This is a genomic window from Streptomyces sp. NPDC054872 (assembly GCF_053610705.1).
In genome coordinates this window covers 40,610-63,498 of record NZ_JBSGYY010000010.1, presented here as the reverse complement: position 1 = coordinate 63,498, position 22,889 = coordinate 40,610, and the positions used below count along the sequence as shown (strand labels likewise).

Annotated in this window: 22 protein-coding genes and 3 tRNA genes; 12 read left to right on the top strand and 13 right to left on the bottom strand. The window is 69.7% G+C overall.

Features of this window, described 5'->3' with window-relative positions:
- Positions 1-42 precede the first annotated feature (42 nt).
- The gene (locus ACWGIH_RS14400) at positions 43-1,530 is read left to right on the top strand and encodes a N,N-dimethylformamidase beta subunit family domain-containing protein (RefSeq protein WP_453448437.1); all 1,488 of its coding nucleotides are present in this window, start codon (positions 43-45) and stop codon (positions 1,528-1,530) included.
- An 85-nt stretch (positions 1,531-1,615) separates the two neighbouring features.
- A complete protein-coding gene (locus ACWGIH_RS14395; protein ID WP_453448436.1) occupies positions 1,616-2,512 on the top strand; it encodes a phosphoribosylaminoimidazolesuccinocarboxamide synthase in 897 nt (298 codons plus the stop codon).
- 60 nt (positions 2,513-2,572) lie between these two features.
- On the opposite strand, the gene ACWGIH_RS14390 is transcribed toward ACWGIH_RS14395, so the two are convergent.
- The 8 genes from ACWGIH_RS14390 to ACWGIH_RS14355 all read right to left on the bottom strand — a co-directional run bounded on the left by ACWGIH_RS14390 (position 2,573) and on the right by ACWGIH_RS14355 (position 7,159).
- A tRNA-Gly gene (locus tag ACWGIH_RS14390) sits at positions 2,573-2,648 on the bottom strand.
- Between the two features lie 23 nt (positions 2,649-2,671).
- Entirely contained in the window at positions 2,672-3,280 is a 609-nt protein-coding gene (locus ACWGIH_RS14385) for a response regulator (protein WP_453448435.1), read from the bottom strand.
- Positions 3,277-4,557, bottom strand: a complete 1,281-nt coding sequence (locus ACWGIH_RS14380) for a sensor histidine kinase (RefSeq protein WP_453448434.1) — start codon at positions 4,555-4,557, stop codon at positions 3,277-3,279. The genes ACWGIH_RS14385 and ACWGIH_RS14380 overlap by 4 nt, the downstream gene beginning before the upstream one ends.
- A gap of 14 nt (positions 4,558-4,571) precedes the next feature.
- The gene (locus tag ACWGIH_RS14375) at positions 4,572-5,366 is read right to left on the bottom strand and encodes an ABC transporter permease (protein WP_453448433.1); all 795 of its coding nucleotides are present in this window, start codon (positions 5,364-5,366) and stop codon (positions 4,572-4,574) included.
- The gene (locus tag ACWGIH_RS14370; protein WP_453448432.1) at positions 5,363-6,316 is read right to left on the bottom strand and encodes an ABC transporter ATP-binding protein; all 954 of its coding nucleotides are present in this window, start codon (positions 6,314-6,316) and stop codon (positions 5,363-5,365) included. The genes ACWGIH_RS14375 and ACWGIH_RS14370 overlap by 4 nt, the downstream gene beginning before the upstream one ends.
- A 150-nt stretch (positions 6,317-6,466) precedes the next feature.
- Positions 6,467-6,542 (bottom strand) — tRNA-Gly (locus ACWGIH_RS14365).
- Between the two features lie 80 nt (positions 6,543-6,622).
- Positions 6,623-6,694, bottom strand: a tRNA-Gly gene (locus ACWGIH_RS14360).
- A gap of 147 nt (positions 6,695-6,841) precedes the next feature.
- Positions 6,842-7,159, bottom strand: a complete 318-nt coding sequence (locus ACWGIH_RS14355; protein ID WP_363210158.1) for a histone-like nucleoid-structuring protein Lsr2 — start codon at positions 7,157-7,159, stop codon at positions 6,842-6,844.
- 346 nt (positions 7,160-7,505) lie between these two features.
- Between ACWGIH_RS14355 and purS the strand changes: the two genes are divergently transcribed.
- From purS to ACWGIH_RS14325, 6 genes are all read left to right on the top strand, one after another.
- Positions 7,506-7,757, top strand: a complete 252-nt coding sequence (gene purS / locus ACWGIH_RS14350; protein ID WP_135332092.1) for a phosphoribosylformylglycinamidine synthase subunit PurS — start codon at positions 7,506-7,508, stop codon at positions 7,755-7,757.
- Positions 7,754-8,434 carry a phosphoribosylformylglycinamidine synthase subunit PurQ gene (gene purQ / locus ACWGIH_RS14345; protein WP_344522188.1) on the top strand — a complete coding sequence of 227 codons (681 nt, stop codon included), beginning with the start codon at positions 7,754-7,756 and terminating at the stop codon, positions 8,432-8,434. Before purS ends, purQ begins: the two co-directional genes overlap by 4 nt.
- Positions 8,431-10,680: a phosphoribosylformylglycinamidine synthase subunit PurL gene (purL, locus tag ACWGIH_RS14340; protein ID WP_453448431.1), complete on the top strand. Its 2,250-nt coding sequence runs from the start codon at positions 8,431-8,433 to the stop codon at positions 10,678-10,680. Before purQ ends, purL begins: the two co-directional genes overlap by 4 nt.
- 119 nt (positions 10,681-10,799) lie before the next feature.
- Positions 10,800-11,438: a TetR/AcrR family transcriptional regulator gene (locus ACWGIH_RS14335; RefSeq protein ID WP_453448430.1), complete on the top strand. Its 639-nt coding sequence runs from the start codon at positions 10,800-10,802 to the stop codon at positions 11,436-11,438.
- A 9-nt stretch (positions 11,439-11,447) separates the two neighbouring features.
- Positions 11,448-12,242, top strand: a complete 795-nt coding sequence (locus ACWGIH_RS14330; protein WP_453448429.1) for a sterol carrier family protein — start codon at positions 11,448-11,450, stop codon at positions 12,240-12,242.
- A gap of 84 nt (positions 12,243-12,326) precedes the next feature.
- Positions 12,327-13,133, top strand: coding sequence for an META domain-containing protein (locus ACWGIH_RS14325; protein WP_453448428.1), 807 nt, complete (start codon positions 12,327-12,329; stop codon positions 13,131-13,133).
- Here the strand turns inward: ACWGIH_RS14325 and ACWGIH_RS14320 are convergent.
- The 3 genes from ACWGIH_RS14320 to ACWGIH_RS14310 all read right to left on the bottom strand — a co-directional run bounded on the left by ACWGIH_RS14320 (position 13,099) and on the right by ACWGIH_RS14310 (position 16,219).
- Positions 13,099-14,472, bottom strand: a complete 1,374-nt coding sequence (locus ACWGIH_RS14320) for an LPXTG cell wall anchor domain-containing protein (RefSeq protein ID WP_453448427.1) — start codon at positions 14,470-14,472, stop codon at positions 13,099-13,101. The genes ACWGIH_RS14325 and ACWGIH_RS14320 overlap by 35 nt on opposite strands.
- A 156-nt stretch (positions 14,473-14,628) precedes the next feature.
- Positions 14,629-16,047 carry a sulfatase family protein gene (locus tag ACWGIH_RS14315; RefSeq protein WP_453448426.1) on the bottom strand — a complete coding sequence of 473 codons (1,419 nt, stop codon included), beginning with the start codon at positions 16,045-16,047 and terminating at the stop codon, positions 14,629-14,631.
- 70 nt (positions 16,048-16,117) lie between these two features.
- Complete coding sequence (locus ACWGIH_RS14310; RefSeq protein WP_453448425.1) at positions 16,118-16,219, bottom strand: putative leader peptide; 102 nt, start codon at positions 16,217-16,219, stop codon at positions 16,118-16,120.
- A 163-nt stretch (positions 16,220-16,382) separates the two neighbouring features.
- Here ACWGIH_RS14310 and purF point away from each other — a divergent pair, with 163 nt between their 5' ends.
- Both purF and purM read left to right on the top strand, forming a co-directional pair.
- Positions 16,383-17,909, top strand: a complete 1,527-nt coding sequence (purF, locus tag ACWGIH_RS14305) for an amidophosphoribosyltransferase (protein WP_453448424.1) — start codon at positions 16,383-16,385, stop codon at positions 17,907-17,909.
- A 37-nt stretch (positions 17,910-17,946) separates the two neighbouring features.
- Complete coding sequence (gene purM / locus ACWGIH_RS14300) at positions 17,947-19,014, top strand: phosphoribosylformylglycinamidine cyclo-ligase (RefSeq protein WP_453448423.1); 1,068 nt, start codon at positions 17,947-17,949, stop codon at positions 19,012-19,014.
- Positions 19,015-19,127: 113 nt separating this feature from the next.
- On the opposite strand, the gene ACWGIH_RS14295 is transcribed toward purM, so the two are convergent.
- Both ACWGIH_RS14295 and ACWGIH_RS14290 read right to left on the bottom strand, forming a co-directional pair.
- Positions 19,128-19,385, bottom strand: a complete 258-nt coding sequence (locus ACWGIH_RS14295; protein WP_363310544.1) for a DUF3073 domain-containing protein — start codon at positions 19,383-19,385, stop codon at positions 19,128-19,130.
- A 290-nt stretch (positions 19,386-19,675) separates the two neighbouring features.
- Positions 19,676-20,758 carry a Leu/Phe/Val dehydrogenase gene (locus ACWGIH_RS14290; RefSeq protein ID WP_453448422.1) on the bottom strand — a complete coding sequence of 361 codons (1,083 nt, stop codon included), beginning with the start codon at positions 20,756-20,758 and terminating at the stop codon, positions 19,676-19,678.
- Between the two features lie 209 nt (positions 20,759-20,967).
- Between ACWGIH_RS14290 and ACWGIH_RS14285 the strand changes: the two genes are divergently transcribed.
- Both ACWGIH_RS14285 and bldC read left to right on the top strand, forming a co-directional pair.
- Positions 20,968-21,852 (top strand): hypothetical protein, encoded by an 885-nt coding sequence (locus tag ACWGIH_RS14285; RefSeq protein ID WP_453448421.1) that lies wholly within the window; start codon positions 20,968-20,970, stop codon positions 21,850-21,852.
- A gap of 534 nt (positions 21,853-22,386) precedes the next feature.
- Complete coding sequence (gene bldC, locus ACWGIH_RS14280; RefSeq protein WP_003949541.1) at positions 22,387-22,593, top strand: developmental transcriptional regulator BldC; 207 nt, start codon at positions 22,387-22,389, stop codon at positions 22,591-22,593.
- The last annotated feature ends 296 nt before the right edge of the window (positions 22,594-22,889 follow it).

Here is a 22,889-nt window from a genome sequence, read left to right as displayed (position 1 = left end):
CACAGAGCAATCTCGGGGGAGCAGCGAGGGAGGGGTACACACATGGGGTCGGAGCAGATCCGCAGGTGGGAATCGGGCGCACTGGCGCACGCCGTGACCGACCCCTTCGGCCAAGGGCCCCTGCCCTGGCTCCGAGGTGCCGAGCACTACTTCGACGACACGGGCCAAGTCGTCCCCTGGTACATCGACCACGCCCCGGCCCCCGGCGCGCGGAACATCCCCGCACCCCGCACCCGTACGAACGGCCCCCGCACCGCCGACGACGTGCACGGCCAGATCAAGGGCTTCGCCTCCACCGGCGCCGCCGCCCCCGGCGGGGCGATCGACTTCCACGTCACGGTGGATCCGCCCCAGCAGTTCTTCGTCGACATCTACCGCATCGGGCACTACGGCGGAGACGGCGCCAGCAAGATCACCACGAGCCCGCGCCTCTCGGGCATCGTCCAGCCGCCCCCGCTCGCCGCCGACCGCACGGTCTCCTGCCACCACTGGTGGCTCTCCTGGCGTCTGCAGATCCCGAGTTACTGGAGCGTCGGGGCGTACGTGGCGGTGCTCACGACGGTAGGCGGCTACCGCTCGCACGTCCCGTTCACGGTCCGCGACGACCACCGCGCCGATCTGCTCCTGCTCCTGCCGGACATCACCTGGCAGGCGTACAACCTCTATCCCGAGGACGGCCGCACGGGCGCGAGCCTCTACCACGCGTGGGACGAGAAGGGCCGCCTGCTGGGCGAGAGCGAGGCCGCGCACACGGTCTCCTTCGACCGTCCGTACGCGGGCGCGGGCCTGCCCCTGCACGTCGGCCACGCCTACGACTTCATCCGCTGGGCCGAGCGGTACGGCTACGACCTCGCGTACGCCGACACCCGCGACCTGCACGCGGGCCGCATCGATCCGACCCGGTACCGGGGCCTGGTCTTCCCGGGCCACGACGAGTACTGGTCGGCGAACATGCGCCGCGCCACGGAGCAGGCCCGCGAGCACGGCACGTCCCTCGTCTTCCTCTCCGCCAACACCATGTACTGGCAGGTGGAGTTGGGCCCTTCGCCGTCCGGTGTGGATGACCGCCTGCTGACCTGCCGCAAGCGCCACGGCCCCGGCAGGCCGGCCCTCTGGCGAGAGCAGGACAAGGCCGAACAGCAGCTCCTGGGCATCCAGTACGCGGGCCGGGTCCCCGAACCGGCCCCCCTCGTCGTGCGCAACGCGGACCACTGGCTGTGGGAGGCGACGGGCGCGCACGAAGGGGACGAGATCGAGGGCCTGGTGGCGGGCGAGGCCGACCGCTACTTCCCGCGCACCGCGCTGCCGGAGCACCAGGGCCGCATCCTTCTCGCCCACTCGCCGTACGAGGACTCCGACGGCGCCATGCGCCACCAGGAGTCGTCCCTCTACCGCGCCCCCTCCGGGGCCCTGGTCTTCGCCTCGGGCACCTTCGCCTGGTCCCCGGCGCTCGACCGCCCCGGCCATGTGGACACGCGTGTCCAGCGCGCCACCGCCAACCTCCTGGACCGCATCTGCAAACGGGACTGAAGCTCGTCGGCATCCCCCCTGGCCGCGAGCCCTCTCCCTATGCGGGAGAATCAGCAGCATCCAGTCAGAACCACGGGGAGGAACCGTGTCCGGATTCGTAGAAAAGCCCGAGCCGCTTCAGGTGCCGGGCCTGGTGCATGTGCACACCGGCAAGGTGCGCGACCTGTACCGGAACGAGGCGGGCGACCTCGTGATGGTCGCGAGCGACCGCATGTCCGCCTACGACTGGGTGCTGCCCACGGAGATCCCTGACAAGGGCAGGGTCCTCACGCAGCTCTCCCTGTGGTGGTTCGACCAGCTCGCCGACCTCGTGCCGAACCACGTCATCTCCACCGACGTCCCGCCCGGCGCCCCCGCCGACTGGGAGGGTCGCACCACGGTCTGCAAGTCCCTGGCGATGGTCCCGGTCGAGTGCGTCGCCCGGGGCTACCTCACGGGCTCGGGCCTGGTCGAGTACAACGACTCGCGCACCGTCTGCGGCCTCGCGCTGCCCGACGGCCTGACCGACGGCTCGGAGCTGCCCGCACCGATCTTCACGCCCGCCACGAAGGCGGAGGTCGGCGAGCACGACGAGAACGTGAGTTACGAGGAAGTGGCCCGCCAGGTGGGCGCCGAGACGGCCGCCCAGCTCCGTCAGGCGACCCTCGCGGTCTACGGCCGGGCCCGTGACATCGCCCGCGACCGCGGCGTGATCCTCGCCGACACGAAGTTCGAGTTCGGCTTCGAGGGGGAGACGCTGGTCATCGCGGACGAGGTCCTCACCCCGGACTCGTCCCGCTTCTGGCCCGCGGACAGCTGGGAGCCGGGCCACGCCCAGCCGTCGTTCGACAAGCAGTTCGTCCGCGACTGGCTGACCTCGGCGGCCTCCGGCTGGGACCGCAAGAGCGAGCAGCCGCCGCCCCCGCTCCCGCAGGACGTGGTGGACGCCACGCGCGCCAAGTACATCGAGGCGTACGAGCGTCTGACGGGCATGGCCTGGTAGCCGCACACCGCGGAACACGAAGAAACCCCCGGCGCCGAGAGGCACCGGGGGTTTTCTCTGTGGAGCGGACGACCAGGTTCGAACTGGCGACCTCAACCTTGGCAAGGTTGCGCTCTACCAACTGAGCTACGTCCGCGCTGCGCCGAAGCGCGATGCCAACTATACCCAACCTCGCTCGCGTGCGAGACGCACCGCGGCATGACGGTTCTCCGCACCGATCTTGGTGGCCGCGGAGGAGAGGTAGTTGCGGACCGTTCCCTGCGACAGCGCGGCCCGCTCGGCGATCTCCGCGACGGGTGCCCCGTCGGCGGCGAGTTCGAGCACCTCGGCCTCGCGGACGGTCAGCGGCGAGTCCCCGGCGGAGATCGCGTCGGCGGCCAACTCCGGGTCCACATAGCGATTACCGGCATGAACGGTACGGATGATCTCCGCGAGGCGCTGCGCGCTCACTGTCTTCGGCACGAAGCCCCGTACGCCCACCGCGAGCGCCCGCTTGAGGTGCCCCGGTCTGCCATGGCTCGTCACGATCATGGTGCGGCAGTGCGGCAGTTCGCTCCGCAGCGATGTGGCCACACTCACACCGTCGGCGCCCGGCATCTCCAGGTCGAGCACGGCCACATCGGGCCGGTGGGCGAGGGCCATGGCGAGCGCCTCGGGCCCCGACGCGGCCTCGGCGACCACGACGAGATCGTCCTCGAGGGCGAGGAGCGCGGCGAGGGCGCCACGGATGAGGTGCTCGTCATCGGCGAGCAGTACGCGCAGGCTCATGGCGCCACCCTTTCCACTTCCTGTCGGCCGACCCGCGGGGGATTGCCCTGCCGGGGGCGGTCCAGCGGCACCTGGGCGGCGAGGCGGAAGCACCCGTCGCCGGAGGCGAAGTCCAGCGTCCCGCCCACCGCCGCGAGCCGCTCCCTGAGCCCGGCGAGGCCGGAGCCCTTCCTGCCGTCGGGGGCGGCCTCGGGCACCCCGTCGTTCTCGACGACCAGCGACGTACGTTCATCGGTGATCGTCAGGGTGATGTCGCACCGCTGCGCGTCCCCGTGCCGCAGCACATTGGTGGTCGCCTCGCGCACGACCCAGCCCAGCGCCGACTGGACGGACACCGAGAGCCCCGCCGACGACCCGCTCACCCGGCAGTCGATCCCGGCCGCCTCAAGTACCCCTTGCGCACCGGCGAGTTCGACCGCGAGGTCGGCCTCCCGGTATCCCCGTACCACTTCCCGTACCTCTCGCTGGGACTCCTGCGCGATCCGCTGCACCTCGACCATCTGGTCGACCGCCTCGGGGCGCCCCCGCTTGGACAGCTGCACGGCCAGCTCGCTCTTGAGGGCGATGACCGCGAGGTTGCGCCCCATGACGTCGTGCAGGTCACGCCCGAACCGCAGCCGCTCCTCGGCCACCGCGAGCCGCGCCTCGACCTCGCGGGCCCGGTCGGCCTCCCACATCACGGCGAGCGTCCAGGCGCCGCAGCGGGAGGAGACCAGCGAGATCAGACCGCCGAGGACGATCACCAGGGCCTGGCCGAGGAGCCGCCCGTCGTGGACGCCGGCCGCCGCCGAAGCGGCCACCGCCGCGACGGCGATCAGGGCGAGCCGGATGAGGAAGGAGCGAACGGGCACGGCGAACGCCAGGGACGTCGCGTAGGGGACCACGCCGAAGAGGGACGCGAGGACGAGGGTCTCCGCCTCGGCGCCGTCCACGATCTGCAGGGCGATCACCAGGCCCAGGACGAGGACCATGAGCACCGCCGACACGGCGAGATCGCGGCGCGGCATCCCCGCGCGCTTCAGATAGTGGTCGAGGGATGCCCGGATGGTGCGGTTGACGTGCACACACTGCGCGGCGGCGACTGCGATCAGGGTCCAGCCGAGGACGAGCGGAACCGTCTGGTGCCGCAGGCTCAGGCCGACGGGCAGGGAGGCCCAGCTGAGGAAGAACAGCCAGGGCATGGAGTGCCACATGGCCATGCTCTGCAGCTCCACCTTCTGGATCTTGCTGGAGCTCTGCCAGTCCCGCTGCAGCCTTCGCATCCGTCCGACGACCACCGCCGACCCCTTCCTCAACGCCGCGGCTCCCAGCGGAACCACCGTCGTACAGCAAACACCGAGACCACGGTCCAGGCCACAGCGGTGGCGGTGGCGCCGAGAGCGTCCGACGCCGCGAGATTCCCCGTCCAGCCGCCCCGCACCAGCTCGATCACCGGCGAGAGCGGAAGGAGCTCGCAGACCGCGGCCAGCTTGTCGGGCATGACCTCGAAAGGGATGAAGAGGCCGGACCCGAACATCGAGCCGAACGCCAGCGGCATGGCCATGACCTGCGCGGACTCCACGGACCTGCTGAGGCTTGCGGTCACCGCGCCGAGGGCGCCGAACATCACCAGGCCGAGCAGTACGCCGATGACGGCGAGGTGCGGCGCGCTCGGCGCGCCCGCGTCGAGCAGGACGAGGCAGCCGACCGTGAGGACCACGGTCTGGATCACGCCGATGGCGACCGAGGGCAGCGCGGCCCCGACAAGGATCTCCGGGTCCCGCAGCTCACCGGTGCGCAGCCGCTTGAGCACGAGTTCCTCGCGGCGCGCGGCGTAGACAGTGGTCAGCGCGGAGTAGACGGCGAAGAGCAGGGAGAAGCCGATGGCGCCGGGCACCACCACGGATCCGACCGAGAGCCCGGTGCCCTTGAGATCCATGCCGTCCGCGGCTTGGTGCAGGCTGAGCGGCATCACGAGCGGCACGAACAGCGCCGCGAACAACGTGCCCTTGCTGCGACCGAACAGCGTCAGTTCGGCCCGGGCGAGGGCGGCCATCCGCCGGGCGGGAGTCGTCACCGCCTGCGGGGTCACCGTCAGCGCGCTCATGCCACCTTCTCCTTCTCCGCGACGTCCGCCGCGCTCTCGGCGTCCCGCGCGATCCGCAGAAACGCCTCCTCCAGCGATGCCGCACGCACGTCGAGCCTGCCGAGCTCGACGTTCGCGTCCCGCGCCCACAGCAGCAGCCCCGTGGCCGTCCGCTGCAACTCGTGCGTCCGCAGCCTGACCCGTCCGCCGGTGATCTCGTGCTCGCTCACCCCGAGCTCGGCGAGCGGCGGCAGATCCCCGACGAAGTACCCGGTGGGCAGTTCGAAGGAGACGTGCGAGGGCTGCTCGGCCACCACCTCGGCGACCCGGCCCGCGGCCGCGATCCGCCCCTCGTGCAGGATCGCGAGCCGTTCGGCGAGGTTCTCGGCCTCTTCCAGGTAGTGCGTGGTGAGCAGCACGGTCGTGCCGCCGTCGCGCAGGGCGCGCACCAACTCCCAGGTCTCGCGGCGCCCTTCGGCGTCGAGCCCGGTGGTGGGTTCGTCGAGGAAGAGCACCTCGGGCCGCCCGATGAGGGCCGTCGCCAGGTCGAGCCGCCGCTTCTCGCCGCCGGAGAGCATCTTCACGCGGACGCCGGCCCGCTTGCCGAGGCCCACCATGTCCAGGGCTTCCGCGGTGGGGCGCGCGCCGCTGGTGCACGCCGCCCACATCCGTACGGTCTCCGCGACCGTCAGCTCGGAGGGGAAGCCGCCTTCCTGGAGCATCACACCGATCCGGTGGCGCACGGCGCCCCGCTCGGCGTACGGATCGTGCCCGAGCACCCGCACCCGCCCCCCGGCGGGTGGGGCGAGCCCTTCGAGGAGTTCGACGGTGGAGGTCTTCCCGGCGCCGTTGGTCCCGAGCAGCGCGAAGAGCTCGCCGCGTCCGACGGAGAACGAGACTCCCCGGACCGCCTCGAAACCGCCCCCGTACACGCGCCGCAGATCGGTCACGTCGATCACTTGGTCAGTCATGGGACGAGCCTCCCCCGGCCCCGGGCGCCGGAGCAGTGCGCGCTGTCACCGGCTCGCATGACAAATGTCAGAAGCGGGGTCGCAGGTCACATACGTCGCCGGGTCACACACGAAGAAGGCCCCGGTCGCGATGACCGGGGCCTTCTTCAATGGAGCGAACGACGAGGTTCGAACTCGCGACCTCAACCTTGGCAAGGTTGCGCTCTACCAACTGAGCTACGTTCGCATTGCCTCCGACCAGCTCTCACTGATCGGCGCGAGCACCAGCCTACCGCACCCAGAAGGGTGGATCGGTGGGCGATGCAGAGCGGGTGACAGGAATTGCACACTGCGCCTTCCCCCTGGAAGGGGGATGTTCTACTACTGAACTACACCCGCAAGACTCCGTGAGGTTCGGGCCTTTCGGCCTTGCCCCTCGGCGTGCTCCAGACTTTAGCCGACCGTCGGGGGTGCAGGTCAAGTCGGTTGCCGAGGGGCCCTCCTGGCAGGCCATCGGCCGAGGTGGGCCGGGGTGCGGCCGGATCGTCAGTTGGCTGCCTCGAAGGCCTCGTAGACCTTCTTCGGGATGCGGCCGCGCGGCGGGACGTCCATCTGGTGCGAGCGGGCCCAGGCGCGGACGGCCGCGGGGTTCGCCGCCACCGTCGTGTGCCGGTAGGCCTTGCCGGACTTCGACTGCTTGCGGGCCGCGTCCAGGTACGGGGCAAGTACCTTGCGCAGTTTCTTGGCATTGGTTTGATTGAGGTCGATCTCGTACGACTTGCCGTCAAGACCGAAGGCGATCGTCTCCGCCGCTTCCCCGCCGTCGATGTCGTCAAAGAGAGTGACTACGACACGCTGCGCCACGAATATCGGTCCCTTCGTGCGGCTCCACCGACGTTGACGTGCGGCGATGCCGGCTGTCCGGCTGTTATGGGGCACTGTTATGTGCAAAGGATCGGCCAATGCCTTTTCCTTTGTACAGTGCCCGGCATTGCATTGTGAAGCCCGACTAAATCCGCCCGCGTGTCCGGGCGCAATGGCGATGCGTGATCTTTTCCAGGATTTTTCGCGAAGGTGCCCCGTTCGATACGCGAGTATGAGCAGGAACGTGACCGTCCTCACGTAGGTTTCTACGAATCTACGCGAGTAGAATTTTTGTGCGGGTAGTCTGAAGGGACCGCTCAGCCAGCACCACACACCGGGAGTGCCAGTGGCACGCGTCGTAGTCGACGTCATGCTCAAGCCGGAGATCCTCGACCCCCAGGGCCAGGCGGTGCAGCGTGCACTGCCGCGCCTCGGATTCAAGGGGATCGCCGACGTACGTCAGGGAAAGCGCTTCGAACTCGAGGTGGACGGGCCCGTCGATGACGCGGCCCTCGCCCGTATCCACGAGATGGCGGAAACCTTCCTCGCCAACACCGTGATCGAAGACTTCTTCGTAAAGGTGGAGGAAGAGAAGTGACTGCTCGAATCGGAGTCGTCACTTTCCCCGGAACGCTCGACGACCGCGACACCCAGCGCGCCGTCCGCGTAGCCGGCGCCGAGGCAGTGCCGCTCTGGCACCGGGACAAGGACCTGAAGCAGGTCGACGCCGTGGTGCTTCCCGGCGGATTCTCGTACGGCGACTATCTCCGGGCCGGGGCCATTTCACGGTTTTCGCCCGTCATGGAGTCGGTCATCGAGCAGGCGAAGGCGGGGATGCCGGTTCTCGGTATCTGCAACGGCTTCCAGGTGCTCACCGAGTCGCACCTGCTGCCGGGCGCGATGCTGCGCAACAACCACCTGCACTTCATCTGCCGCGAGCAGAAGCTGCGCGTGGAGACGGACCGGACCGCCTGGACCGCCGACTACACGGCAGGACAGGAGATCCAGATCCCGCTCAAGAACATCGACGGCCAGTACACGGCCGACGAGCGGACCCTGGACATGCTGGAGGCCGAGGGCCGCGTCGCCTTCCGATACCTGGACGGCAACCCCAACGGCTCGCTCCGTGACATCGCCGGCATCACCAACGAGGCGGGCAATGTCGTCGGCCTCATGCCGCACCCCGAGCACGCCGTGGAGCCGCTGGTCGGGACCGGCCGCACCGACGGCCTCGGATTCTTCACCTCGATCCTGAAGAAGCTGGTCAACGCATGACTCTGGACACCGTCAAGCACGCAGCCGAGACTCCCGACGTCAAGCTGCCCTGGGCCGAACTGGGCCTGAAGGAAGACGAGTACGCGCGCGTACGCGAGATCCTGGGCCGCCGTCCCACCGGCGCCGAGCTCGCCATGTACTCCGTCATGTGGTCCGAGCACTGCTCGTACAAGAGCAGCAAGGTCCACCTGCGCCAGTTCGGCGAGAAGGCCCCCGAGAACGACGCCATGCTCGTCGGCATCGGCGAGAACGCCGGAGTCGTCGACGTCGGCAACGGCTACGCGGTCACCTTCAAGGTCGAGTCGCACAACCACCCCTCGTACGTCGAGCCCTACCAGGGCGCGGCCACCGGTGTCGGCGGCATCGTCCGCGACATCATCGCGATGGGCGCACGCCCGGTCGCGGTCGTGGACCCGCTGCGGATGGGCGCCGCCGACCACCCCGACACGAAGCGTGTCCTGCCGGGTGTCGTCGCGGGCATCGGCGGTTACGGCAACTGTCTGGGCCTGCCGAACATCGGCGGCGAGCTCGTCTTCGACGCCTGCTACCAGGGCAACCCGCTGGTCAACGCGGGTGCCATCGGCGTCATGCGGCACGAGGACATCCACCTCGCCAAGGCCAGCGGCCCCGGCAACAAGGTCATCCTCTACGGGGCCCGGACCGGCGGCGACGGCATCGGCGGCGCCTCGATCCTGGCCTCCGAGACCTTCGACGACACCAAGCCGTCGAAGCGTCCGGCCGTGCAGGTCGGTGACCCCTTCCAGGAGAAGCTCCTCATCGAGTGCACCCTGGAGGCCTTCGCCGAGAAGCTGGTCGTGGGTATCCAGGACCTCGGTGCGGCCGGTCTCTCCTGCGCGACCTCCGAGCTGGCCTCGAACGGCTCCGGCGGCATGCGCGTCGAGCTCGACGACGTACCGCTGCGCGACTCCACGCTCACTCCCGAGGAGATCCTCATGAGTGAGTCGCAGGAGCGCATGTGCGCGGTCGTCGAGCCCGAGAAGGTCGAGCGCTTCCTCGCGATCTGCGAGAAGTGGGACGTCATCGCCACCGTCGTCGGTGAGGTGACCGACGGCGACCGCCTGGAGATCTTCTGGCACGGCGAGAAGATCGTCGACCTCGACCCGCGCACCGTCGCCCACGACGGCCCGGTCTACGAGCGCCCCTACGCGCGGCCGAAGTGGCAGGACGCCCTCCAGGCGGACGACGCCAACAAGCTTGCACGTCCGGCGAGTTCGAAGGAACTGCGCGAGCAGGTCCTCGCGGTCGTCGCGTCGCCGAACCAGGCCTCCAAGGCGTGGGTGACGGATCAGTACGACCGTTTCGTGCAGGGCAACACGGTGCTCGCGCAGCCCGAGGACTCCGGCATGGTCCGTATCGACGAGGAGACCGGCCTCGGTGTCGCCCTCGCCAACGACGGCAACGGCCGCTACTCGAAGCTCGACCCGTACGCGGGCGCGCAGCTCGCCCTGTCGGAGGCGTACCGCAACGTCGCCGCGACGGGCGCCAAGCCGCTCGCCGTCTCGGACTGCCTGAACTTCGGTTCGCCCGAGGACCCGGACGTCATGTGGCAGTTCGCCGAGACCACCCGTGGCCTCGCCGACGCCTGCCAGATCCTGGGCACCCCGGTGACCGGCGGCAACGTCTCGCTCTACAACCAGACGGGCGAGGCGGCGATCCACCCGACCCCGGTCGTCTCGGTGCTCGGCGTGATCGACGACGTCGCGCGGCGCACGCCGATGGCGTTCGCCGAAGAGGGCCAGCTGCTCTACCTGCTCGGTGACACCACCGAGGAGTTCGGCGGCTCGGCCTGGTCGCAGGTCGTCCACGACCACCTCGGCGGGCTTCCCCCGAAGGTGGACCTGGAGCGCGAGCGGCTGCTCGCCGAGATCCTCATCTCGGGCTCGCGCGACGGCATGGTCGACGCCGCGCACGACCTCTCCGACGGTGGCCTCGCGCAGGCCCTCGCCGAGTCCTGCCTCCGCGGCGGCAAGGGCGCGCGCCTGGTCGTCCCGGACGGCCTGGACGCGTTCACCCTGCTGTTCAGCGAGTCGGCGGGCCGGGCGGTCGTCTCCGTCCCGCGCTCCGAGGAGCTGCGCTTCACGGACATGTGCGGGGCGCGCGGCCTGCCCGCGACGCGCATCGGTGTGGTCGACGGCGACGCGGTGGAGCTCCAGGGCGAGTTCACGATCCCGCTGGCCGAGATCCGCGAGGCGCACGAGGGCACCCTGCCGGGGCTCTTCGCCTGACCGGTTCGGCTCGTACGTGACCGAAGGCCCCACCCGACCTCCCGTCGGGTGGGGCCTTCGGTCATGTACGGCGCGACGTTCAGGGTCCGTGAAGAGGCCGCCCCGGTACCGTGACCTGCATGACTGAGGAGCTGGGGCTGCGCGCGCGCAAGAAGAAGCAGACCGCGTCGCGGATCTGGCGCGTCGCCGTGGACCTCTGCTCCGAGCGGGGCTTCGACCATGTCTCCGTGGCGGAGATCGCCGAGGCTGCCGACGTGTCCAAGATGACCGTCTTCAACTACTTCGGCACCAAGGAAGGCGCGATCGTCAGCCCCATGGAGGAGCACGTCGGCGACCCGGCCCGCGCGGTGCGCGAGCGCCAGCCCGGGGAGTCCGCGGTCGCCGCGATGCGCGGTCAGTTCCTGGGACAGATCGCCGCCCGCGACCCTTCGATCGGCCTCAGCGGTGACCCGCGCGCCCTCAAGGTGCGCCAGCTCATCAGCGAGACACCGACCCTCGCGCACCGCATGGTGATCTTCCACATGCGCAGCGTCCAGCTCCTCGCGGACGCCCTCGCCGCCGAGACGGACGACCTGCTCCTCGCGCGCGTCGCCGCCGCCCAGCTGATCGGCGCCCGCAACGCGCTCATCGTCGAGAACCACGAACGCACCCTCGCCGGTGACCCCCTCGACGAGATCGTGAAGGACTGCGCCGAATCCGCCGAGCGCGTCTTCGGCCAGGTGGAAAAGGGTCTTCGGGGCTACCCCGGGAAGAATTAGGCTCGGCCCATGCCACCGGCCAAGAAGCGCACGCGTCTCTACGACTCCGCCAAGATCCGCACCGCCGTCCTCGCCCAGTTCGGGAACGTACGGGAAGCGGTCGGCACCCTGGAGCCCGAGCAGCTCGCCCTGCCGACCAGGCTCGGCGGCTGGACCGTCCGCGAGCTTGCCGCCCACCTCACGATGGCACTGGGCGGCGCCACCCGCTTCCTCGCCCTGCCGGAGCCGCCGGCACGCGAAGTGCCCCTGCTCGACTGGCCGTTCGCGACCGCCTCGGCCGCCGCGCAGGTCGACGAGGCAGCGCGGGCCTTCGCCGCGCAGGAGGATCTGACCGGGCTGTACGCGCGCACCCTCGCCGACTTCGAGGACGCGCTGCCCGATGTCACGGCGGGCCGCCTCATGCCGACGCGGTTCGGCGCGATGACCCTCGACGACTTCCTGGTCACCCGTACCGTCGAACTCGTCGTCCACACCGACGACCTGAACGACGCGGTGCCGGGCCTGGACGTCCCGTACGACCGTCAGGCCCTGGCAGCCTGCACCCGGCTGCTCGCCGACGCCCTCGCGGTGAAGGCCCCCGGCGGTGCCGTCGAGGTCAGGATCCCGCCGTTCGCCGTGGTCCAGTGCGTGCAAGGGCCCCGGCACACCCGCGGGACCCCGCCGAACGTCGTCGAGACCGACCCGCTCACCTGGATCCGCCTCGCGACCGGGCGTACGGACTGGAAGGCCGCCCTCGACGCGGCGAAGGTCGGGGCGAGCGGGGAGCGGGCGGATCTGGCGGCGCTGCTGCCGGTCATGAGCTGACGCGAGGGGCCCCTGAGGCGGGGGAGGCGAGGCTGCCGGGGACGGGAAGGGAACCGGATCACCCACTTGTCTCGTCACAGCGGCATGCAGAAGCAACGACTGACTCCGACCGTCATGGCCCTGGCCGCCGCGGGCATGCTCACCGCGTGCGGCACCGAGACCGGCTCAGGCAGCGGGTCCGTCGGGTCTCAGCCGAGGCTCTCCGGCGTGCACTGGAACGTCGAGAGCGTCACGGTGGACGGCAAGAAACAGCAGGCCCCGGGCGACGCGTACGTCAAGATCGGCGACAAGGGCAAAGCCGAGGGCAACTACGGCTGCAATGGCTTCACCGCGGACGTGAGGACGGACGGCGACACCGTCGGCTTCGCCAATGCCCTCTCCACCAAGCGGGCCTGCGACAAGCTGGACTTCGAGAACGCCCTCAAGGGCGCCATCGGCAAGGGTGAGCTGAAGGCCGCGGTCGACGGCGACAAACTGACGCTCACCACGGACAAGGGAGACCGCGTGGCCCTCACCTCGAAGCCGGACGCCCCGCTGACGGGCACGAAGTGGAACGTGAACGCCATCGGTGACCGCAAGGCCACGGCCCCCCTGCCGAAGGAAGTGGACGGCAAGGCCCATCTGACCTTCGGCAAGGACGGCATGGTCCGCGGCAAGCTCGGCTGCAACAACGTCTCCGCCAAGGCCGAGGTGAAGGACGGGCAGATCACCCTCGGCGCCCCCCGGACCACCCGCATGCTGTGCGAGGGAGCCGCCGGGGAGACCGAGAAGAAGCTCCTCAAGCTGTTCGACGGCAAGGTGAGCTACCAGCTGAGCCACGCCGGGCTCTCGCTCACCGCCGCCGACGGCACGGTCGTCAGCGCGAACGCCGCCGCGCCGAAGGAGAAGTGACGGCGACGCGGCGGGCGCGGGACTTCAGCAGGAACGCGCCGCCGAGGGCGAGCATGAGGCCGCCGCCGACCGAGTAGGCGAGCGTGGTGTCCGAGTCGCCGCCGGTCTCCGCGAGTTCGGTGGAGTCACCGGCGGGGCGTGCCGCGTTGGGGGTGTCCGCACCGGCCTCGGCGGGGGCCTCCGCGCGGGCCCCGGCGGGGGTTTCCGCGCGGGCCCCGGCGGGGGTTTCCGCGGGCTTGTCCTCCACGGGCTCGGCGGCCGCGGCCTCCTTCGGCGCCGCCACGCCGTCCAGGCTCACCTGCACCGTCGCGGTCTCGGCCGCCGCCCTGACGACCTTGACCTCGACCTTCCGGGCCTCGTCCGTCAGCGTCCCGCCCGCCTTGAGGGCGTCCGCGTCGGCCGGGGCGCCACGGTCGGAGCCGTCGGCGTCCGGCGTCGGGTCGACGAGCGCCGACTTCGCGTAGTCCTTGGCCGGTACCCGGTAGGCGTGCACGCCCTGGATGCCGCCGTCGACGGTGCCGGACTCGTGCCGCAGCTCCACGACGAGACGGTCGTCGCCCAGCGGAATGTCGAGCGCGCGGACGCCGCTGCCCTCCCCGTACAGCGGACGCAGCGTGTACGTCGACGACTTGGCGACCTTCGCGACCTCGCCGCCCGTCAGCCACTTGTTGTGCAGGAGCTCGGGCGAGGTGAGCCCGGCCTCCCAACCGCCGCCGCCCATCGGGGTCTTGTGGCTGGTGCCGTCCTCCTTGCAGCCCGCTCCGAGGTCGCCCTCCGGGCAGCGCAGCCGCATGTGGTGGCTGTAGCCGAAGTTGTGGCCGAACTCGTGGACCAGGGCCGTCATCGACATCTTGCCGTCGGCGCCGATCGGCATCCAGGTGGTGCCGCCGCCGACGGTCCCGAGGGCGAGCCAGTCGCAGCCGGCCTTCTCCGAGGGAAAGACGAGCGACAGGTGGTCGTAGCTGTCCTCGGGGACGCCCTTCGCGGCGAGGGCCTTGCGGGTCAGGTCATTGATCTTGCCGGTGTCGCAGCCGGTGGCCGCGAGGTCGATGTCGACGGGTCCGGTGACGCCGTCGCCCTCGGCGGCCTTGAAGGTGGTCGCACCTCCGGTGACCTCGTTGTAGTACGAGGTGAGGGAGGAGTCGGCGCCGAAGTAGTTGTCCTTCAGGGCGGTTTCCAGCTTGCCCGCGTCCGGGATCCGGCTGTCGGTGAAGTTCACCATGGCGACCTGGACGCGCCGCTCCGGCTCGTCGGCGGCGGGCGCGGGCGCCGCCGCGGCGGCGGTCAGGGCGGTGGCCACGGCGGCCGGTATCAGGCAGAGGCGCGGGGACGGTTTCATGGGGACCTTCCGAGTGGGGGTTCGCGCGGTCCGAAGATCAACTCGGTTGCGTGCCAGGCACGCTAGCGATCACTCGGGCCCCCGCGAACCCCCGGGAAGGCTTCTTAGGCCGGGCTTAAGGCTCAGTTCAGGCAGCGGCTCGCGCCGGGCGGCGGTTCAGACGGCCGGATAGGGGAGCAGCCCCTTGTCCGTCTTCTCCCAGGCCGCCTTCAGCTCGGCAAGGAGACGCGGCTCGCGCGCCGCCAGGTCGGCCTGCTCGCGCTGATCCACCGCGAGGTCGAAGAGCTGGTCCTTGCCGCCCTTGCCCCGGTAGTACTTCCAGTCGCCGCGCCGCAGGGCCCGCTCCCCGCGCACGCGCCAGAACAGCTCCCGCTCCGCGAGCTCCTCGCCCTTCAGGAGGTAGGGCGCGAGGCTGGTCCCGTCCAGCGGGTACGCGGGGCTCGGCCTGGCCCCGCCGATCTCCAGAAGCGTCGCCGTCCAGTCCGGGGTGAACACGGGCTCGTGGCTGACCTGCCCGCCGTCGATCCGCGCGGGCCACCGCACGATGGTCGGCACGCGGATGCCGCCCTCCTGGAGCGAGGACTTGTTGCCGGAGAGGGGCCAGTTGTACGAGAAGCGCTCACCGCCGTTGTCGGAGGCGAAGAACACCAGGGTGTCCCGCTCCTGACCGGACTTCTTCAGGGCCTTCAGGACCTCGCCCACCGACCGGTCCAGGTCCTGCACCATCTCCGTGTACTTCTCGACGGAACCGCCGTCCTGATGCCAGAGCGCACCCTTCTCGCCCGCCTTGATCCTCCGTACGATCTCGGCGCTCTGCTCCGTGTCGCCGTCGGCTATCCACGGCCAGTGCGGGGTGGTGAAGTTCAGATTGAGCAGCCAGGGTCTGTCACCGTGGTCGCGCCGCACGTACTCGCTCGCCCGCTCGGTCAGGATGCGCGTGTAATAGCGCAGGTCCTTGTACTCGGCGTCGCCCTCGTAGAGGTCGTACTCACCGCCGAGCCCCAGCTTCGAGTAGTACTCCAGGGCCCCGCCGAAGTTCCCGAAGAACTCGTCCCAGCCCGACCTGGTCGGCGAGTAGTCCGGCAGGTAGCCCGCGTGCCACTTGCCGATGAGCGCGGTCGCGTACCCCGCGTCCCGCAGCAGCGACGCCAGCGTGGGATGCGTCGGCTCAAGGCCCACGGACTTGTCCGCGATCGGCTCCGCGAGCCCACCCTCCGTACGGCCCGGGAAGCGCCCGGTGTAGAGGCTGAAGCGGGTCGGCGAGCAGGTCGCGGACCCCGCGTAGGCATCGGTGAACCGCACGCCCTGGCGGGCGAGGCGGTCCAGGTTCGGGGTCTTGATGTGCGGCGACCCGTAGGAGGAGAGGTCGGCCCAGCCCAGGTCGTCGCCGAGGACGAAGAGGATGTTCGGCCGCTTGGAGCCGGGCCGCGGGGCGGCGCGGAAGGGCCGCTCACGGGCCTCGGCGGTGCTGGGAAGGCCCGCCGCGACGGCGGCACCGGCACCCACGGCGCCCGCGAAGGCACGTCGGGACAGAGCGGACTTTTCGTGCGATGGCGATGACGAGGACGACGACATGGCTGCGCTCCTGAACAGGGCACGGCGGATCAGCACGTACCCACGGGGGAAGGGCGAGGGGAGGGGAGGTTCAGGCAGCGCGGTGACAGAGAGCGCTCGCGACACGGACCAGGTCGACGTGGCGGCGCTCCACGAGCGTGACCTTCGGGCCACGGAGCTGCTGCAGGGGCATGGACCAGGAGCTTCACGGGGCCCGGTGGACCCTGTCAACGATCCGGCCCACCTGTTCACAAGGGCTTCGTACTCCCCGTACGCACCAGGGCCACGATTACGCTCCGTGCGGGGCCCGTATCCCCAATTCGGACCAGTGGTCGATCTCGCCTACACTCGATGTCGTGCCACGTGGTGACGGTCGACTCAATCATGATCTGCTCCCCGGTGAGAAAGGCCCCCAGGACGCTTGCGGCGTCTTCGGTGTCTGGGCTCCGGGTGAAGAGGTCGCCAAGCTCACTTACTTCGGGCTGTACGCCCTCCAGCATCGAGGCCAGGAATCCGCGGGAATCGCGGTCAGCAACGGCTCCCAGATCCTTGTCTTCAAGGACATGGGCCTTGTCTCCCAGGTCTTCGACGAAACGTCTCTCAGTTCGCTCCAGGGTCATATCGCGGTCGGTCACGCCCGCTACTCGACCACCGGAGCCTCCGTATGGGAGAACGCCCAGCCGACGTTCCGTGCCACCGCGCACGGCTCCATCGCGCTCGGGCACAACGGCAACCTCGTCAACACGGCCCAGCTCGCCGAGCTCGTGGCCGCCCTGCCCAAGGAGAACGGCCGTGCGACCCAGGTCGCGGCGACCAACGACACCGACCTGGTGACGGCTCTCCTCGCGGGCCAGGTGGACGACGACGGCAAGCCGATGACCATCGAGGAAGCCGCCACCAAGGTCCTCCCGGACGTGCAGGGCGCCTTCTCCCTCGTCTTCATGAACGAGCACACGCTGTACGCGGCCCGTGACCCGCAGGGCATCCGCCCGCTGGTCCTCGGCCGCCTGGAGCGCGGCTGGGTCGTGGCGTCGGAATCCGCGGCGCTCGACATCTGCGGCGCCAGCTTCGTCCGCGAGGTCGAGCCCGGCGAGTTCATCGCGATCGACGAGAACGGCCTGCGAACGTCCCGATTCGCGGAAGCGAAGCCCAAGGGGTGTGTCTTCGAGTACGTCTATCTGGCGCGCCCCGACACCGACATCGCCGGCCGGAACGTCTACCTCTCGCGTGTCGAGATGGGCCGGAAACTCGCCGAGGAAGCTCCCGTCGAGGCCGATCTCGTCATAGCGACCCCGGAGTCCGGAACGCCCGCCGCGATCGGTTACGCGGAAGCGTCCGGCATCCCCTTCGGCGCCGGACTGGTCAAGAACGCCTACGTCGGCCGGACCTTCATCCAGCCCTCGCAGACGATCCGCCAGCTCGGCATCCGTCTCAAGCTGAATCCGCTCAAGGAAGTCATCAAGGGCAAGCGTCTGGTCGTCGTCGACGACTCGATCGTCCGCGGCAACACCCAGCGCGCCCTGGTCAAGATGCTCCGCGAGGCCGGCGCCGCCGAGATCCACATCCGGATCTCCTCGCCGCCCGTGAAGTGGCCCTGCTTCTTCGGCATCGACTTCGCGACCCGCGCCGAGCTCATCGCCAACGGCATGACGATCGACGAGATCGCCACCTCCATGGGCGCCGACTCACTCTCGTACATCTCCATCGACGGCATGATCGAGGCCACGACCATCGACAAGCCGAACCTGTGCCGCGCCTGCTTCGACGGCGTGTACCCGATGGACCTCCCCGACCCCGAGCTGCTCGGCAAGCAGCTCCTGGAGACGGAGCTGGCCGCCGGTCCGGCGTCCACGGCAGCGGCCGACGCGATCCGTCGCCCGTAAGCCACCCGTAGTAACGACACGAAAGCTCTCATCCCCCATGCCTGAGACCACTGGTGCCAGCTACGCAGCCGCAGGCGTAGACATCGAAGCGGGCGACCGCGCCGTCGAGCTGATGAAGGAGTGGGTGAAGAAGACGCAGCGCCCCGAGGTCCTTGGTGGCATCGGCGGCTTCGCCGGACTCTTCGACGCCTCCGCCCTCAAGCGCTTCGAGCGCCCCCTGCTCGCCTCCGCCACCGACGGCGTCGGCACGAAGGTCGACCTCGCCCGCCAGCTCGGCGTGTACGACACCATCGGGCACGACCTGGTCGCCATGGTCATGGACGACATCGTGGTGTGCGGCGCCGAGCCGCTCTTCATGACCGACTACATCTGCGTCGGCAAGGTCCACCCCGAGCGTGTCGCGGCCATCGTGAAGGGCATCGCCGAGGGCTGTGTCCTCGCGGGCTGCGCCCTCATCGGCGGCGAGACCGCCGAGCACCCGGGTCTGCTCGGCCCCGACGACTTCGATGTCGCGGGCGCCGGCACGGGAGCGGTCGAGGCGGACCGTGTGCTCGGCCCCGATCGCATCCGTAAGGGTGACGCCGTCATCGCCATGGCGTCGTCCGGCCTTCACTCGAACGGGTACTCGCTCGTCCGGCATGTGGTCTTCGACCGCGCGGGCTGGTCCCTGGACCGCCAGGTCGAGGAGTTCGGCCGCACGCTCGGCGAGGAGCTCCTGGAGCCCACCAAGATCTACTCCCTGGACTGTCTGGCGCTCACCCGCACCACGGACGTCCACGCCTTCAGCCACATCACGGGCGGCGGCCTCGCGGCCAACCTGGGCCGGGTCATCCCGGACGGTCTGCACGCGATCGTCGACCGCGAGACCTGGACGCCCGGCGCGGTCTTCGATCTCGTCGGCAAGGCCGGCCAGGTCGAGCGCCTGGAGCTGGAGAAGACGCTGAACATGGGCGTCGGCATGATGGCGATCGTCCCCGAGGAGTCCGCGGACGCGGCCCTCACGACCCTCGCGGACCGCGGCGTGGACGCCTGGATCGCCGGCGAGATCACCGAGCGCGGCGCACACACCACGGGCGCCGAGCTCATCGGTGACTACGCGAAGTAGAAGTCCGAAAGGGCAGCACAAAACCCGGTCCGGTGTGGTGACCACCCCGGACCGGGTGAGGTGCAGTTGCTACGAGAACTGCGAATACTTCAGGTGCTGCGAATGCAACGAGGTCAAGCGCCGCGGCGCTGCGACGAAGAACCGGACTCGTCGGAAGAGTCCTCGTCCTCGTCGTCGTTATACAGATCCGCGTACTGGGCGTACGGGTCGTCTTCCTCGTCGTCGTCTTCGAACGGCTCGCCATTCGGCGGCTGTTGCGAAGTCGAAGCGCCCAGCTCATTGGCCAGACGCGAGAGGTCAGTCCCGCCGCTGCTGTACTTCAGCTGGCGGGCGACCTTCGTCTGCTTGGCCTTTGCCCGGCCGCGCCCCATGGCTCGACCCCCTCGGATATGGGGCTTGGTGACCCCAGAGTCTTGACACGCGTTCATGATCAGGAACGGGCTCTCCGTGGAGAGGCCGGTCCGTAGGGCTTCCACGGTACCTGCTCCTGCGGCCATACGGTACGTCGCCCGCAGGACGCGCCTCGGCGCACAACCCACGAGGAGCCCTGTCCTCGCTGGTCAACTGCGATTTTAACCTCTTCTTGCCGGGCGACCCGCCGACGGGGGTGAGTCTTGTCTCTCGCGCACGTCGGCGGGGCCCTTCCACGGCACCTCCGAGATCAGCGGACGCGGGCCTCCGCCATCCGCTGCTCGGCGATCCTGTCGGCCGCCGCAGCCGGCGGAATCCCGTCTTCCTTCGCACGAGCGAATATGGCAAGAGTGGTGTCGAAGATCTTCGACGCCTTCGCCTTGCACCGGTCGAAGTCGAAGCCGTGCAGCTCGTCGGCGACCTGGATCACGCCGCCCGCGTTCACCACGTAGTCGGGCGCGTAGAGGATCCCGCGGTCGGCGAGGTCCTTCTCCACACCGGGGTGCTCCAGCTGGTTGTTGGCCGCGCCGCAGACCACCTTCGCGGTGAGCACCGGCACGGACTCGTCGTTCAGGGCGCCGCCCAGCGCGCAGGGGGCGTACACGTCGAGGCCCTCGAAGCGGATCAGCGCGTCGGTGTCGGCTACGGCGGTCACGGACGGGTGCTTGTGGGTGATCCGGTTCACGGACTCCTCGCGCACATCGGTGATCACGACCTCGGCGCCGTCCTCCAGGAGGTGCTCCACGAGGTGGTGGCCGACCTTGCCGACGCCCGCGACACCGACCTTGCGGCCGCGCAGCGTCGAGACGCCCCACAGGTGCATGGCGGAGGCGCGCATGCCCTGGAAGACACCGAAGGCGGTGAGGACCGAGGAGTCGCCGGCGCCGCCGTTCTCGGGGGAGCGGCCGGTCGTCCAGCGGCACTCGCGCGCGACGACGTCCATGTCCGCCACGTACGTGCCGACGTCGCACGCCGTCACGTAGCGACCACCCAGGGAGGCCACGAAGCGGCCGTAGGCGAGGAGCAGCTCCTCGCTCTTGATCTGCTCCGGGTCGCCGATGATCACGGCCTTGCCGCCGCCGTGGTCGAGACCGGCCATGGCGTTCTTGTACGACATCCCGCGTGCGAGGTTCAGCGCGTCGGCGACGGCCGCTTCCTCGCTCGCGTACGGATAGAAGCGGGTGCCGCCGAGGGCCGGGCCCAGGGCGGTGGAGTGGATGGCGATGACGGCCTTGAGGCCGCTGGCACGGTCCTGGCAGAGCACTACTTGCTCATGGCCCCCCTGGTCCGAGTGGAACAGGGTGTGCAGGACGCCGTTGTCTGCTTCGGTCACTGTGGTGACTCCCGGTCAAGTGGCGGCGGTTGGGCGGGCGCCCGTGCGGGTGGCGGGGCCCGATGGGCATGAGACTAAAGCCTGGAAGAACCCGGTGGCCGCGCAGTGCCGAGGATCACCCTCTCCCGGCGCAGCGACCGGTACGGCGGAGTTCGGCCATGGCACGATTTGCAGTGTTTTCCAGCCGGTACGCGGGGGAGGGAGCAGCCGTGCCCAAGGTGTCTTCGTTGGTCGTCCCGTACGCGTCCTACTTGCGCGTCTATGAGCCCCTCGCCGCTTTCCCGGAGCCCGAGCGCGACCACTGGTCCCGCTACGCGCGTCGCACCGACCGACCCTCGTACCAGGACGAACTGAGGCGCTCCCTGGTGGACTTGCTCCCCACACCGCCGGTGCCCGTACCGGTGCACGAGAGCAGCGACGCGTTCGTGGTCGAGGCGGACGGAGTGGTGTGCGTCTGCCCCTGGCGCACCCGGCTGCGCGGCTGGCAGGCCCTGGGGGAGCTGCCGGGGCAGCTGCCGGTCCCGGTGCTCGACGCGGTCCTGCCGCCCGTGGTGCGCCGCCAGACGGCCGCGGACTACGAGCAGTGGCTCGTCCGGAACCCTGACGCGCGCCCCTGGATCCGTACGTCGACGTGGCAGGTGCCGCTGAACTGGTTCGTGCTCGTCGCGGACGAGGAGCGTCAGTTCGAGAAGGGGTACGAGAAGAGGGGCGAGGAGGGCACGGACGGCGAGGGTGCGGAGGCGGCCTGTGCGCCCGTCCTGCGCTACCGCACGCCGATGGTGCAGGCGCGGCGCCGGGTGGCCCGCGGGCTCAGGACGCTGCGGGACACGGTCGACGAAGGGCCGCTCGTCGACGGGCTCACGGATGTGGGCCGGTGGCTCGAGGAGTTCCATCCGCGCTCCCTGGTCGAGCTCGACTACGGCGGGCTCGTGCACGCGCTGACCGAGGAGCAGCTGGACGCGGACCACTCGGCGGCGGACGTGGCGGAGGGAATCGAAGCGCTGCGCAACGGCGACGGCGAGGGTGCCGGCGAGGCGTATGCGAGGCTCATGGAGCGATGGAGGGCGGTCAGGGACCGCCAGTTCTCGAACTGAACGTCGTTCGGGTCTCGAACTGAGCACCGGCCGGTGGCCGAACCGCGCGTCAGCCGGGCGTCCGTGGGTGATCCCCACGTGGCGCCTACACAGGACGTAGGTCCCGATCCGGGCTTTTGTGTCAAGCGTGATGGACCGCACTTACGGGGCCCTTGCGCCCATCGCCCCCCCTCGTGCCAAAATAGGACAAGGAGTCCGGGGAGGGCTCCTTCCGTCCATGTGTGGGCGGAATGCTCAGCATTGCACGCTATGGGGGGTCTGTTGACTCCTGATCGCTCTGTGACTGATCGTCACTGTGGCGTGACTGTCCGCTATGGCATGGTCCATCGGCTTCCGTCGCTGATAGACACCTGGGAGGGCAATTCCATCGGTTTGGCCGACGTGGCTGGACGGATGGTGTAGTTGTAGTGCCGAGGACAAGCCGTTCGTCCTATAACCGACTCGACTCGCGTCCGCCATTTCGGGCAACGCGGGTCAAGGTGCAGAATTTAGAGGAATGAACCGAGAAGGTTCGGTTCTCCGAGGAGGCCGCTCATGACCGCTCGCACCCCTGATGCCGAGCCGCTGCTGACCCCGGCTGAGGTTGCCACGATGTTCCGCGTCGACCCGAAGACGGTGACGCGCTGGGCCAAGGCTGGCAAGCTCACGTCGATTCGCACGCTCGGCGGGCATCGCCGTTACCGCGAGGCCGAGGTCCGCGCACTGCTCGCGGGTATCCCGCAGCAGCGCAGCGAGGCCTGATTTACCGCATAACCGCAGTACCAGGACGAAAAGTACGCCCGCTGCCGGGTCCCCCAACTCGGCCGCACCGTCCGACCCCTAGCTACACACGACGCGGGTCCCGCCCCAACGGGTCCCACGCCTGAGCCTCATGGGTGAGTCGTTTCGATCGCGCTGGACTCCGCCGGGTCCAGCGCGATCTTTTTTGTGCGCCCAGGAGGTGCTGGTGAGCGCCGCTGTGGGCGGGCTTGTTGGTCTCTGAGGAGTGCTGGGGCCACGCTGTGGGGAGGCTGTGGTGCCACCCTTCCGCCGGCCTT